We start from the raw sequence: 12,720 nt of genomic DNA on the forward strand, positions 1-12,720 counted from the left end.
GACAAGGTTGATAGGTCCGAGGTGGAAGCACGGTGACGTGTGGAGCTGACGGATACTAATCGTTCGAGGACTTAACCAATTGACAATAACTTGGTTTACTTGCCTTGCGTTATCTAGTTTTGAAAGAATGAAAAATTTCTTCTTGAAATTTTAAAAAAAACATGTATAATAATACTTGTCCTAACCAATTTGTTTGGTGACGATAGCGAGAAGGTCACACCCGTTCCCATCCCGAACACGGAAGTTAAGCTTCTCAGCGCCGATGGTAGTGAAGGGTTTCCCTTTGCGAGAGTAGGACGTTGCCAGACTCTAGGAGGATTAGCTCAGCTGGGAGAGCACCTGCCTTACAAGCAGGGGGTCGGCGGTTCGATCCCGTCATCCTCCATATTTAATTGATATGCCGGCCTAGCTCAATTGGTAGAGCAACTGACTTGTAATCAGTAGGTTGGGGGTTCGAGTCCTCTGGCCGGCACCAGTTTAAACATATAGTAAGACGAGCCGTTAGCTCAGTCGGTAGAGCATCTGACTTTTAATCAGAGGGTCAGAGGTTCGAATCCTCTACGGCTCACCATTTGCGGGTGTGGCGGAATTGGCAGACGCACCAGACTTAGGATCTGGCGCCGTAAGGCGTGGGGGTTCGACTCCCTTCACCCGCATCAAAAAAACAACGCGGAAGTAGTTCAGTGGTAGAACATCACCTTGCCAAGGTGGGGGTCGCGGGTTCGAATCCCGTCTTCCGCTCCATAATCAACTCGCCGGGGTGGCGGAATTGGCAGACGCACAGGACTTAAAATCCTGCGGTAGGTGACTACCGTACCGGTTCGACTCCGGTCCTCGGCACCATTTCATTAATTATGCGCCCGTAGCTCAATTGGATAGAGCGTTTGACTACGGATCAAAAGGTTAGGGGTTCGACTCCTCTCGGGCGCGCTTATGTTACGGGAAGTAGCTCAGCTTGGTAGAGCACTTGGTTTGGGACCAAGGGGTCGCAGGTTCGAATCCTGTCTTCCCGATAGATAAAAAGACACATTATTATAAATGGGGCCTTAGCTCAGCTGGGAGAGCGCCTGCTTTGCACGCAGGAGGTCAGCGGTTCGATCCCGCTAGGCTCCACCATTAATGAGTAATATAGTCCATGGCGGCGTAGCTCAGCTGGCTAGAGCGTACGGTTCATACCCGTGAGGTCGGGGGTTCGATTCCCTCCGCCGCTACTATAATACAAGGACCTTTAGCTCAGCTGGTTAGAGCAGACGGCTCATAACCGTCCGGTCGTAGGTTCGAGTCCTACAAGGTCCACCATATTATCTTTTTGGAGGAATACCCAAGTCTGGCTGAAGGGATCGGTCTTGAAAACCGACAGGCGGGTCAAACCGCGCGGGGGTTCGAATCCCTCTTCCTCCACCATAATATATTAGCGAACAGAGAAATATTATTACCGCGGGGTGGAGCAGTCTGGTAGCTCGTCGGGCTCATAACCCGAAGGTCGTAGGTTCAAATCCTACCCCCGCAATATTGGTCCGGTAGTTCAGTTGGTTAGAATGCCTGCCTGTCACGCAGGAGGTCGCGGGTTCGAGTCCCGTCCGGACCGCCATTAAAACAAATATCCTTACGGTTCGGTAGCTCAGTCGGTAGAGCAATGGACTGAAAATCCATGTGTCGGCGGTTCGATTCCGCCCCGAACCACCATTTTAATTCAGTTATGCGGGTGTAGTTTAGTGGTAAAACCACAGCCTTCCAAGCTGTTGTCGAGGGTTCGATTCCCTTCACCCGCTCCATAAATGGGCCTGTAGCTCAGTCGGTTAGAGCGCACGCCTGATAAGCGTGAGGTCGGTGGTTCGAGTCCACTCAGGCCCATCAGAAAAAATATATTATTCCGCAGTAGCTCAGTGGTAGAGCAATCGGCTGTTAACCGATCGGTCGTAGGTTCGAATCCTACCTGCGGAGCCAGATGGAGAAGTACTCAAGTGGCTGAAGAGGACGGTTTGCTAAACCGTTAGACCGGGTTTATCCGGTGCGTGGGTTCGAATCCCACCTTCTCCACCATTATTTTGGCCCCTTGGTCAAGTGGTTAAGACACCGCCCTTTCACGGCGGTAACACGGGTTCGAATCCCGTAGGGGTCATTGAAAAAGCACTTCCCAATAGGAAGTGCTTTTTATTTGATTCTAGAGTAGTTATTGTCTTTTTTGGGGATCATTTTATGTATTCTTATAAAAAAATGAAATCGTTTTGAGATCATTTTTGCTGTCTCAATTGGTGTCCGATTTGTATTATTGATTTTTATATAATTTTTCTTGTTATTTCGCCTTTATAAGAATTTAATCTATGACTTTTCATTGTTTCAAGTAATTCTCTTTCAGATCTTTCAATATTTCTTTTTGTGGGCTTTTCTTTTAATCGATATGGACTTTTATTTCTATTTATGGGTTCATTTATATCAGCTTCTAATTCTACGAAATATACTTCTACTCCTTTTTCTTCAAAAATTTTACAGATGTTCTCTACAAGCTTTCAATCTTCTTTCTATCAAAAGCCCATACATAAGTGAATATTAAACCTGGTTGGTTAGTTTTTGCAAAGGCTTTAAAAATCTCAGTTCGAAATGAATCTGATAGTTTCCACATTATTGGACTAATCCAAAAAACGGTTCGAGCCATTCTATCGTAAGATGATTGTGAAATTATTTAAAAGCCGTTAATTTTTTTTATTTTTTTCCAACTGTCATTTTTGCCAACTGCTTGTGGACCAAATATAAGTACAAATTTATTATTTTCGCCCCTAAAATGTCCGTTGTGAAATCTTGTAAAATTAAAAAGCAAAAAAAGTTCTAATAATTATACTAATAAATAAAATACAAACAATTGTGAGATTGTGATATGGGAAATCAATTTCTCTAAATAGAAGATGAACTATAAATACATTAATTGCGAAACATTTATAGACAATATGCTATCTATATCTAACCAAATTAAAACAGCAGTCTAAGAATAGACTGCTGTTTTAGAATATAAATGAGATAATAAATCCAATTGATAATAAAAATCCAAAGAACGTATTCGTCTGTGCTGTTGCTTTCATTGCTGGCATCATTTCAATAGGTTCTGTTTTACCCATGAACCCTTTTACAGCTTTGTATGCTTTTGGAATACTTAGTAATACAATGAGAAGCCATGGAGTTAAATGATTGAATATGATTAAACCGATAATCCAAATATAGGAGATGAAGAAACTAGCTGCCATAATTTTTAATGCATTATCTCTACCGAGTAATACAGGCAAAGTTTTTCTTCCAAATTCCTTATCACCTTTAACATCGCGAATATTATTTGATAGATTAATAACCCCAATTAATATCGTTGTTGGGATTGATACTAAGATGGCAGTTGTTGTAATCGTACCAGTTTGAATAAAATAGGAAATTAAAATAATATTAATTCCCATAAATAAACCGGACATAATTTCGCCAAGTGGAGTAGATGAAATAGGTAATGGACCACCTGTATATAGATATCCAACTAAAATTGAAATAACTCCAACTAAAGCAATCCACCAACTGCTATTTACACAAATATAAATGCCTAACAAAATGGAAATCCCGATAAATAATAAAGCCAGTCGCATAATTACTATTGGATGAACTCCATCGCGGACGATTGTGCCACCAATTCCGACTGATTCTTCGTTATCAAGTCCTCTTTTATAATCATAGTATTCATTAAACATATTGGTTGCTGCTTGAATTAATATACTTGCGATAAGCATTGCCAAGAACAGTCCGATATGCACACGATTGAAAACTTCAAACGCTAACACCGTACCGAGTGTTACCGGTACAAATGAGGCCGTTAATGTATGAGGTCGCATTAATTGCCACCAAACTTGCCAACCTTTGTTTTTTTCAAGAGTTGTCCGCTGTTTGGCTTGAATATCAGGTTGCATGAAATTCGCTCTCCTCTATTAGTTATTCAATTTTGACTAACATGTGAACTTCTATACTTAGTTTAGGGAATCTAAGAAAAAGTGTCAATTGATATAATTTCCTTTTCTGGATGGAAAATGATAAGGAAGGCTTTTATCTGGAGTATAGTCGATACAATATTTTCATCATGTTATAATAAAAAGAGTGACTTTTTATTATAGGAATAAATTTAGCTATTATCAGGGTTTCGGGGTGAAAATAATGAACGTTGGGATTAAGCACATGATAAATATAGAAAATTTGATAAACAGCGGGGTAGAAAAGGCGAGAAAAAATAAACATGACGTAATAGTTAGTTATGTTGAGAAACTAGATGGCATAGATGCTTTTCAATTTATTCATAGTAATATAGATCACTTTGTAAATGAAAATTTTTATTGGCAAGATGCCCATTCTAACTTATTAATTGCTGGATTAGGTGCTGCTATGACGATGAACATAACAGACATAAATAACCGATATGAAAATATTAGTGAAGAATGGCAGCTATTAGTTGAACGTTCCATTATAAATAATCCATATCCTAAAGTAACAGGTGTTGGACCTGTTTTATTTGGGGGATTTTCCTTTGACTATGTAAATAAAGAATCCAATCTGTGGAAGAACTTTAGCCACGGCATTTTTTATGTCCCTAAGTATATGGTAACCAATGTGAACAGCCAAAGTTATTTTACGATGAATATAATATGTACCCCTGATGGCATGAGAGAAGAAGATATCGAACAAATATTAAAAGAACGAAATTTTATTTTACAGAATTCCAATGTTAACAATAAATTTCAAGTAAAAGAAAAAATGAGTCTTCCAAATGTTATAGAAAAAAATAGTTCTCTATGGGTACAGCAAGTAAGGAAGGCAATTCACTTACTCAATCAAGAATATGCAAAAAAAGTAGTATTAGCACGTGATTTACATTTATTGTTTGAGAATGAGATTGATCGTGTGGCTCTTTTACAAAATTTAAGAGATCAGCAAAAAAACAGCTATATTTTTTCATTAACAAGTAATGAAGATTGTTTTATTGGTGCTACTCCAGAAAGGTTAGTTAAAAAGGAAGGAAAGCGCATGTTTTCAGCATGTGTTGCTGGTTCTGCTCCTAGAGGTAAAACCGAAGATGATGATGAACGAATGAAAAAGGAATTACTAAATGATGAAAAGAATTTGGGCGAACATCAGTTTGTTGTTGACATGATTACAGAAGCCTTTCAACAACTTTGTGAGTCCATTAGTAAAGCTCATTCGCCTCAGATTATGACAAATAAAGATATTCATCATTTGTATACACCCGTTGAAGGATGGGCTAAAGATAAAAAATCGATCTTCGACTTTGTAAAAGAATTACATCCAACGCCTGCTTTAGGTGGAACACCAACTGAGGTAGCTTTACAAATGATCCGTGACTTTGAACTTTTTGAACGTGGTATGTATGCAGGACCAATCGGTTGGGTTGACTACAGACATAACGGTGAATTTGTGGTAGCGATCCGTTCAGGATTAATAAGGGATAGGGAAGCAGTGCTATTTGCAGGATGTGGAATTGTTCGAGATTCAAATCCAGAAAAAGAATTTGTCGAAACAAAAGTGAAATTTCGTCCAATGTTACGGGCTTTAGGAGGAAATATTTATGAGTAATCAAGAAGCGATGACAAAATATATTGGTGCTTTCGTCGATGAATTGGCCAAATCTGGAGTACAAAAAGTTGTTGTTAGTCCTGGTTCAAGGTCTACTCCGATTGCAATGCTTTTGGCAGATCATCCAGAAATCGAAGTTATCATTCATATTGATGAACGGTCAGCCGCATATTTTGCCCTAGGTTTAGCGAAAGCCATGAATAATACTGTAGCTATTTTATGTACTTCTGGAACAGCTGCTGCTAACTATTTTCCTGCAGTAGTAGAAAGTTATTATGCTAGGGTGCCTTTACTTGTTATAACTGCAGATCGTCCACATGAGTTGAGGGATATTGGTGCAGCTCAAACGATTAATCAAGTGGACTTATATGGGAAACATGTGAAATGGTTTCAAGATATGCCGTTACCTGAGAGTTCTATAGATATGTTAATGTTTGTACGAACGGTATGTTCACGGGCCGTACAGACTACAATGCAAAGACCATATGGCCCCGTACATTTGAATTTCCCGTTACGTGAACCGCTAGTTCCTATCATGGATGATCCTAACAAATTTGAAGGAACGGACTCTTCTAACGTAAAAATTATGACTAGTTATCCAACGTTAAAGGATAAGTCGTTCAATGAACTAGTAGATAAATTACCTAAGAAAGGTTTAATCGTTTGTGGACCAATGGATGTTTATAATCGAGCATTTAATGAAGCAATCGTTCAATTCGCTGAAAATGTAAATTATCCAATTATTGCTGATCCCTTATCCCAATTGCGAAGCGGCACACATAATAAAGAGTTAATTTTAGACTCATACAACGCTTTTCTAAAAAATGAGACTGCCCGAAAAAAATTAAAGCCGGAAATGATTATCCGTTTTGGCTCTATGCCGGTGTCGAAATCTTTAATGTTTTATTTGAAAGAACATGCTGATGTTCCTCAATACATCGTGGATGGTGGACAAGGTTGGCGTGATCCCGTTAGTAGTGCATACGAAATGATTTACTGTGATGAACAAATTTTTTGCGAGAAATTAGCTTCCTTAACGAATAATAAAACAAGGTTCAATTCAACATGGACTGAACAATGGTTAAGATTAAATCAATTAGTCAAAGAGAGTATTGTTCAAATTGATGATGAAGGTATAAGTGAAGGAAGATTAATTTATCACCTACAACATTTATTACCTAAAAAAGCGAGTGTTATGATTGGTAACAGTATGCCAATTCGTGATGTGGACGACTTTTTCCATTCAAATAGTTCCGAGATCAAGTTATTTGGTAATCGGGGTGTAAATGGAATTGATGGTTTAATATCGACCGCTTTAGGTATTAGTGTCATTGAAGATCATACGTATCTGGTGGTAGGTGATTTAAGTTTTTATCATGATATGAACGGTTTACTTGCTGCCAAAATGCATGATTTAAATCTCACAATATTAATTATCAATAATAACGGTGGGGGAATATTTTCCATGCTTCAACAGGCGAATTACCCGACTTATTTTGAATTATTATTTGGGACACCCACTGATCTTCGATTTGAACATGCAGCACATTTATATGGCGGTAAATATTATAAAGTGGAAACATTTCAACAATATTTATCTGTTATGGAGCATACAAGGATGGAAAAGGGATTAAAAATTATTGAAGTATTGACGAATCGTCAAGAAAATGCAGAAATTCGTCAAAAATTGTGGAATAATGTTTCCAGGGAAATAGAAAACATTTTGGGGTAATAGAAATAATAGGATGGTCGAGAAATGATTATAAATTTAAACGGGATGAACTACAGTTACTTTATTGTAGGAAATGGTGAACCTTTACTATTGTTCCATGGCTTTACAGGAAGTAAGAATACGTGGAAGCCTTTTATAAAAAAATGGTCGAAATTTTTTACAGTAATTGCTATTGATTTGCCGGGACATGGAGAAACAGAAAGCCCTGAACTAATTGATAGATATAGAATAGAAAATGTTGTGGAAGATATTTATACTTTTTTAAAAAAACTTAATATAGACCAGACTCATTTATTAGGCTATTCCATGGGTGGACGATTTGCACTATCTTTTGCAATGATATATCCGGAAAAAGTGTGTTCAGTTATTCTTGAAAGTAGCTCACCAGGATTAAAAACAGGTACAGAACGGTTACAAAGGAAAGAACAGGATGAAAAATTGGCTCGAATGATCGAAGAGGAAGGGCTTATAAGATTTGTTCAGTATTGGGAGAATATTCCTTTGTTTCAAAGCCAAAAACGTTTGTCGGAAGAGATTCAAGCACACATTCGACAAGAGCGTTTAGCTCAAAATCCTCATGGTTTAGCCAATAGTTTACGTGGAATGGGGACAGGTGTCCAACCATCCTGGTGGAATCGCTTAAATGAATTAAATATACCTACTTATATTATAACAGGTGAGCTCGACCGAAAATTCTATAAAATCGGACTTGAAATGGTAGCAAAACTTCCAAAAGGAGAAATGTTTACAATTTTAGAAGCAGGCCATGCTGTTCATGTGGAAAAAAGAGATAAGTTTGGTAAAATAGTAGTGGACATTTTGCTAGATGAAAAGGAGGATTCATAATAAATGGCAAGAGAATGGATTCGTGAACGCGAATATACAGATATCATATATGAAACATATAATGGTATTGCAAAAATAACGATTAATCGTCCAGAGGTACATAACGCATTTCGCCCAGAAACAGTAAAGGAATTACTTGATGCATTTAGCTATGCTCGGGATGATCAAAAAATAGGCGTGATTATTTTAACTGGTGCTGGAACCAAAGCATTTTGTTCCGGTGGTGACCAAAAGGTTCGTGGTGATGGTGGTTATGTTGGTCAAGATGACCATATTCCACGTTTAAATGTGTTAGATTTACAACGGCTCATTCGGATTATTCCAAAACCAGTTATTGCAATGGTAGCAGGATACGCAATCGGTGGCGGGCATGTTTTACATGTTGTATGTGACTTAACAATTGCTGCTGAAAACGCTATTTTCGGGCAAACTGGTCCAAAGGTTGGCAGCTTTGATGGTGGATATGGTGCTGGTTATTTAGCAAAAATTATCGGTCATAAGAAAGCCCGGGAAATTTGGTATTTATGTCGTCAATATAATGCTCAGGAAGCGCTTGAAATGGGGTTAGTAAATAAAGTTGTACCTTTAGAACAATTAGAAGATGAAACAGTGAAATGGGCGGAAGAAATCCTTGAGAAAAGCCCAATGGCAATTCGCTTCTTAAAAGCCGCTTTTAATGCAGAATCTGATGGTATGGCTGGAATCCAACAGCTAGCAGGGGATGCTACGTTACTATATTATACAACACCTGAGGCACAAGAAGGTCGGGATGCTTTTAAAGAAAAACGGAAACCTAACTTTGATCAATTTCCACGATTCCCTTAATTCTGTCAGGAGTAAAAACAATAGATTTAAAAGATAAGCAGCTACCAATAGCTGCAAGCAGCTACCAATAGCTGCTTATCTTTTAAAGCATATTTTTTATGAGTTTTATTTTGTAGTTTTAAATGGATGGGTTCGCTTATTGCTCTATTAAAAGAGGTGACATCATGTTAGTTGAAGAAACACTACCAAACTGGCTATTAAAACGTGCTTATTTAACACCTGATCGTATTGCATTAATATTTAATAATAAAAAATGGACATTTAAACAATTAAAAGAGGATGTTATATCTACTGCTAAGAAACTGCATTTTGCAGGAGTGCAAAAAGGAGATCGAGTAGCGGTTTTACTTAAAAATCATCCAAATACGGTTATGATTATACATGCACTTCAGTTACTCGGTTGTGAAGCGGTTTTATTAAATATACGTTTACAAGAAAAGGAACTTTTATTCCAAATTACAGATAGTGAAGTGAAATTTTTAATAACTGAAGAAGAATTATTACCGAATAAAATAAATTTCCATTCCCATCTCCCCAATGCTATTCTCATCAATGAGCAAATACAGGATTTAAAAGAGAAAGAATTTGAATATGTGACAGAATTTCGTAAAAACGCTGTATGTACAATTATGTATACTTCTGGAACGACAGGTTTTCCGAAGGGTGTATTGCAAACGTATGGAAACCATTGGTCTAGTGCTATAGGAAACATACTCAATCTTGGTTTACAAGAAAACGATGCATGGCTTACAGCCGTCCCCTTATTTCATATTAGCGGTTATTCAATTTTAATTCGGAGCGTATTATATGGCATCCCAGTTATCCTTTATGATAAGTTTGACGAGAAACGAATCAATCAAGATTTAATTGCAGGTAAAGCAACGATAGTGTCTGTTGTTACGGCTATGCTCCAAAGACTAATAGACAATTTAGGTGAACGTGAGTATCATCCTGCTTTACGTTGTTTCCTTCTCGGTGGTGGTCCTGCTCCTGTTACGTTGTTGAAAGCTTGTAAATCAAAAGGCATTCCTGTCTTTCAATCTTATGGAATGACTGAAACATCATCTCAAATTGTAACGTTATCACCAGAAGATAGTTTAGAAAAAATAGGTTCTGCTGGGAAACCATTATTTTTAAGTGAAGTGAAGATCATAACAGATAATAAAATAGCAAAACCGATGGAAATTGGTGAAATCGTTGTAAAAGGACCGAATGTAACAATAGGTTATTATAAACGAGAAGAAACTAATGAAAAAAGTTTTACTAGAGATGGATGGTTTTATACCGGCGATGTCGGGTACATGGATGAAGAAGGATTTTTATTTGTCATTGATCGACGGTCAGATTTAATTATTTCTGGCGGTGAAAATATTTACCCGGCTGAAGTTGAAAACGTTATTCAAACTCACCCTGGAATTTTAGAAGCAGCTGTTGTCGGAATTACGGATGAGAAATGGGGACAAATCCCTTATGGAATTTTTGTTGAAAAAGATGGTTGGCATGTGGAAGAACAGGAATTGCAAAAGTTATGTGAAGAACAACTTGCTAAATTTAAAGTTCCAAAAAAATGGCTAAAAACCACTAACCTACCGAAAACTGCTTCAAATAAAATTATGCGGAGACGTTTACGAGAAATGATAGAAAATAATGAGTGGGGTTAAGCTTACCCCACTCGTTTATGGATTTAGCGCTTTTTTTAGTGTCTCCAGATTATTTTTCATTAATGAAAAATAATCTTCACCATTTTCTATATCTTGTTTTGTTAGCACTGCTAAATTATGGATAGGGAGTGTATCAATTGTTGTTTCATTTTGAATAACATTCACTAATTTATTACTTACATTTTGTTCGACTAATAAATATTGAAGATGGTTCTCATCAATTTCATTAATAATTTCTACTAACTGTTTTTGAGAAGGTTCTTGTGAAGTTGAAATACCCGAAATGTTTAGTTGCTTTAAACCATAACGCTTTTCCCAATAACCATAGGCGGAATGAGAGACAACAAACTGTTTTACTTTTGCAGTTTCTGCTAACGTTTCAAATTTCTTATGTAAATCATCTAGCCGATTTACCAAATTTGTTAAATTTTCTTCAAAATAGGCTTTTTGTTCAGGCATCGCTTTACTAAGGGCATCTTTTATTGCTATAGCCATTTGCTTAGCATAGATCGGATCCAGCCAAAGGTGTGGATCAATACTACCATGCTGATGTCCATGATCTTCATGTTCTTCGTGTTCGTCATGCTCGTTCTGTTCATGGTCATGTTGCGGCTTTTCTGTTTCGTCTATTTGGACTTTTTCTCCAATAGCAATAACATTGACACCTTCATCTTTTAAAATTGGTTCTGCATTATGCATAAATCCTTCTAAATTATGACCTATGTAGAAAAATAAATCGCCATTTGCCATATCAATAATATCCTTTTGAGAAGGTTCATAGGAATGTTCATCAATGCCTGGTGGATATATTGATTTAACACGAACAAATTCTCCACCAATTTTTTTTGTAAAATCTTCCAATGGATAGACTGATGTATGAACGATCAGTTTCCCTTCAGTATCCTCCTTCGTACGATCTACATTACAACCTGTTAGTAAAATAATTAATAGAAAACTGATTGTAGCTATTAATAGTTTCTTCATAGAAGCCTCCTAAGTAAAAAATCACAAATCGTATTCATTACGATTTATCTAAAAGTATGATAATGGAAAACTGATATGATTGCAAGAAAAAAATGGAGCGGTTAACAGATATTTTTTACATACTGTTAAGTGGCTCCATTTATAGTATAGCGGATGACATTTCAATATTATTTTTCAATGCTGATTTTTTCTTTTTTTTAATGGCCATTCTTCGGGTACAGGATCCCAACCACCTTTATGTAGTGGGTGGCATTTTAAAATTCTTCGTATGGTTAAGTAACCACCTTTTAGTGCCCCAAAACGATAAATAGCTTCGACACCATATTGAGAACAGGTTGGATAGAAACGGCAACTTGGTGGTTTCATTGGAGAGATAAATTTTTGATAAAATTGTATGAAACGAATAAGTATTTTTTTTAACATAATAACATCCTCAAAATTTTAAGAAAATATTCACATTAATGACAATCTTTAATTTTTTGCAGGTGTATAATAAATTTTAGAAGGAATAATTATTTTCTTTCTACATAATAATATCACGTTTTGATAAAAGTAAAGAAGAATACATTTCCTTAAAGGAGGTTATGGAATGGATCAACAATTAAAAGATAAGATGAATCTCATTTTGGCTGATTTACAAGTTTTTTATATGAAACTCCATCATTTTCATTGGTTTGTAAAAGGGCCTCATTTTTTTACATTACATGAAAAATTTGAAGAGCTTTATGAAGAAGTTACAGGTCATAGTGATGATGTAGCCGAACGATTATTACAAAAAGGTGAGACCCCAATTTCTACATTGAAAGAAAGTCTAGAATTAGCTTCAATAAAAGAGGCAACATCAAAAGGTACTGACCGAGAGATGGTTACCGAAATTGTTCAAGATTTAGAATCAATCAATAAAAATTTATTAGAGACAATTGAAATTGCAAGTGATTCTGGTGATGAAGTAACCGTTGACTTATTATTAGGTATTAGTTCAAGTTTTGAAAAACATATATGGATGTACAAAGCATTCCTTGGGTAATTATGAAATGGCTGCCTTATCAAGCAGCCAATTTT

At 36.7% G+C, this 12,720-nt stretch carries 9 protein-coding genes, 20 tRNA genes, 1 rRNA gene and 1 pseudogene; 27 read left to right on the forward strand and 4 right to left on the reverse strand.

What is annotated here, in order from left to right; all coding sequences use genetic code 11:
* Window positions 1-192 precede the first annotated feature (192 nt).
* The 21 genes from rrf to OEV82_RS09795 all read left to right on the forward strand — a co-directional run bounded on the left by rrf (window position 193) and on the right by OEV82_RS09795 (window position 2,122).
* A 5S ribosomal RNA gene (gene rrf, locus OEV82_RS09695) occupies window positions 193-308 on the forward strand.
* A 4-nt stretch (window positions 309-312) separates the two neighbouring features.
* Window positions 313-385: transfer RNA gene (locus tag OEV82_RS09700), tRNA-Val, on the forward strand.
* 14 nt (window positions 386-399) lie between these two features.
* Window positions 400-475: transfer RNA gene (locus tag OEV82_RS09705), tRNA-Thr, on the forward strand.
* A gap of 20 nt (window positions 476-495) precedes the next feature.
* Window positions 496-571: transfer RNA gene (locus OEV82_RS09710), tRNA-Lys, on the forward strand.
* A gap of 3 nt (window positions 572-574) precedes the next feature.
* A tRNA-Leu gene (locus OEV82_RS09715) sits at window positions 575-656 on the forward strand.
* A 13-nt stretch (window positions 657-669) separates the two neighbouring features.
* Window positions 670-744: transfer RNA gene (locus OEV82_RS09720), tRNA-Gly, on the forward strand.
* Between the two features lie 10 nt (window positions 745-754).
* A tRNA-Leu gene (locus OEV82_RS09725) sits at window positions 755-843 on the forward strand.
* Window positions 844-856: 13 nt separating this feature from the next.
* Window positions 857-930 (forward strand) — tRNA-Arg (locus OEV82_RS09730).
* Between the two features lie 9 nt (window positions 931-939).
* A tRNA-Pro gene (locus OEV82_RS09735) sits at window positions 940-1,013 on the forward strand.
* Window positions 1,014-1,040: 27 nt separating this feature from the next.
* Window positions 1,041-1,116 (forward strand) — tRNA-Ala (locus OEV82_RS09740).
* Window positions 1,117-1,137: 21 nt separating this feature from the next.
* A tRNA-Met gene (locus OEV82_RS09745) sits at window positions 1,138-1,211 on the forward strand.
* Window positions 1,212-1,222: 11 nt separating this feature from the next.
* A tRNA-Ile gene (locus tag OEV82_RS09750) sits at window positions 1,223-1,299 on the forward strand.
* 12 nt (window positions 1,300-1,311) lie between these two features.
* Window positions 1,312-1,404 (forward strand) — tRNA-Ser (locus tag OEV82_RS09755).
* A gap of 32 nt (window positions 1,405-1,436) precedes the next feature.
* Window positions 1,437-1,510 (forward strand) — tRNA-Met (locus tag OEV82_RS09760).
* A 4-nt stretch (window positions 1,511-1,514) separates the two neighbouring features.
* Window positions 1,515-1,591 (forward strand) — tRNA-Asp (locus OEV82_RS09765).
* Between the two features lie 19 nt (window positions 1,592-1,610).
* Window positions 1,611-1,686, forward strand: a tRNA-Phe gene (locus OEV82_RS09770).
* Window positions 1,687-1,701: 15 nt separating this feature from the next.
* Window positions 1,702-1,775 (forward strand) — tRNA-Gly (locus OEV82_RS09775).
* A 5-nt stretch (window positions 1,776-1,780) separates the two neighbouring features.
* Window positions 1,781-1,854: transfer RNA gene (locus tag OEV82_RS09780), tRNA-Ile, on the forward strand.
* A gap of 18 nt (window positions 1,855-1,872) precedes the next feature.
* Window positions 1,873-1,947: transfer RNA gene (locus OEV82_RS09785), tRNA-Asn, on the forward strand.
* Between the two features lie 3 nt (window positions 1,948-1,950).
* Window positions 1,951-2,043 (forward strand) — tRNA-Ser (locus tag OEV82_RS09790).
* Between the two features lie 7 nt (window positions 2,044-2,050).
* Window positions 2,051-2,122, forward strand: a tRNA-Glu gene (locus tag OEV82_RS09795).
* 32 nt (window positions 2,123-2,154) lie between these two features.
* Here the strand turns inward: OEV82_RS09795 and OEV82_RS09800 are convergent.
* Window positions 2,155-2,818, reverse strand: a pseudogene (locus tag OEV82_RS09800) (shikimate kinase).
* Window positions 2,819-2,999: 181 nt separating this feature from the next.
* Window positions 3,000-3,938 carry a 1,4-dihydroxy-2-naphthoate polyprenyltransferase gene (locus OEV82_RS09805; RefSeq protein WP_263061763.1) on the reverse strand — a complete coding sequence of 313 codons (939 nt, stop codon included), beginning with the start codon at window positions 3,936-3,938 and terminating at the stop codon, window positions 3,000-3,002.
* A 241-nt stretch (window positions 3,939-4,179) separates the two neighbouring features.
* Here OEV82_RS09805 and OEV82_RS09810 point away from each other — a divergent pair, with 241 nt between their 5' ends.
* The 5 genes from OEV82_RS09810 to OEV82_RS09830 all read left to right on the forward strand — a co-directional run bounded on the left by OEV82_RS09810 (window position 4,180) and on the right by OEV82_RS09830 (window position 10,674).
* The gene (locus OEV82_RS09810; protein ID WP_263061764.1) at window positions 4,180-5,610 is read left to right on the forward strand and encodes an isochorismate synthase; all 1,431 of its coding nucleotides are present in this window, start codon (window positions 4,180-4,182) and stop codon (window positions 5,608-5,610) included.
* Entirely contained in the window at window positions 5,603-7,342 is a 1,740-nt protein-coding gene (gene menD, locus OEV82_RS09815; RefSeq protein ID WP_263061765.1) for a 2-succinyl-5-enolpyruvyl-6-hydroxy-3-cyclohexene-1-carboxylic-acid synthase, read from the forward strand. The genes OEV82_RS09810 and menD overlap by 8 nt, the downstream gene beginning before the upstream one ends.
* 24 nt (window positions 7,343-7,366) lie before the next feature.
* Complete coding sequence (gene menH, locus OEV82_RS09820) at window positions 7,367-8,188, forward strand: 2-succinyl-6-hydroxy-2,4-cyclohexadiene-1-carboxylate synthase (protein WP_173661428.1); 822 nt, start codon at window positions 7,367-7,369, stop codon at window positions 8,186-8,188.
* 3 nt (window positions 8,189-8,191) lie between these two features.
* Entirely contained in the window at window positions 8,192-9,013 is an 822-nt protein-coding gene (gene menB / locus OEV82_RS09825; protein WP_173661426.1) for a 1,4-dihydroxy-2-naphthoyl-CoA synthase, read from the forward strand.
* Window positions 9,014-9,177: 164 nt separating this feature from the next.
* Window positions 9,178-10,674 (forward strand): o-succinylbenzoate--CoA ligase, encoded by a 1,497-nt coding sequence (locus OEV82_RS09830; protein WP_263061766.1) that lies wholly within the window; start codon window positions 9,178-9,180, stop codon window positions 10,672-10,674.
* A gap of 15 nt (window positions 10,675-10,689) precedes the next feature.
* On the opposite strand, the gene OEV82_RS09835 is transcribed toward OEV82_RS09830, so the two are convergent.
* The gene (locus OEV82_RS09835; RefSeq protein WP_263061767.1) at window positions 10,690-11,658 is read right to left on the reverse strand and encodes a metal ABC transporter solute-binding protein, Zn/Mn family; all 969 of its coding nucleotides are present in this window, start codon (window positions 11,656-11,658) and stop codon (window positions 10,690-10,692) included.
* Window positions 11,659-11,832: 174 nt separating this feature from the next.
* Window positions 11,833-12,081: a membrane protein insertion efficiency factor YidD gene (gene yidD / locus OEV82_RS09840; protein WP_173661419.1), complete on the reverse strand. Its 249-nt coding sequence runs from the start codon at window positions 12,079-12,081 to the stop codon at window positions 11,833-11,835.
* 166 nt (window positions 12,082-12,247) lie between these two features.
* Here yidD and OEV82_RS09845 point away from each other — a divergent pair, with 166 nt between their 5' ends.
* Window positions 12,248-12,685: a Dps family protein gene (locus OEV82_RS09845; RefSeq protein ID WP_173661417.1), complete on the forward strand. Its 438-nt coding sequence runs from the start codon at window positions 12,248-12,250 to the stop codon at window positions 12,683-12,685.
* Window positions 12,686-12,720: the final 35 nt, after the last annotated feature.

This window comes from Pallidibacillus thermolactis (assembly GCF_025660415.1).
In the GTDB taxonomy this organism is placed as follows: Bacteria; Bacillota; Bacilli; order Bacillales; family Caldibacillaceae; genus Pallidibacillus; species Pallidibacillus thermolactis.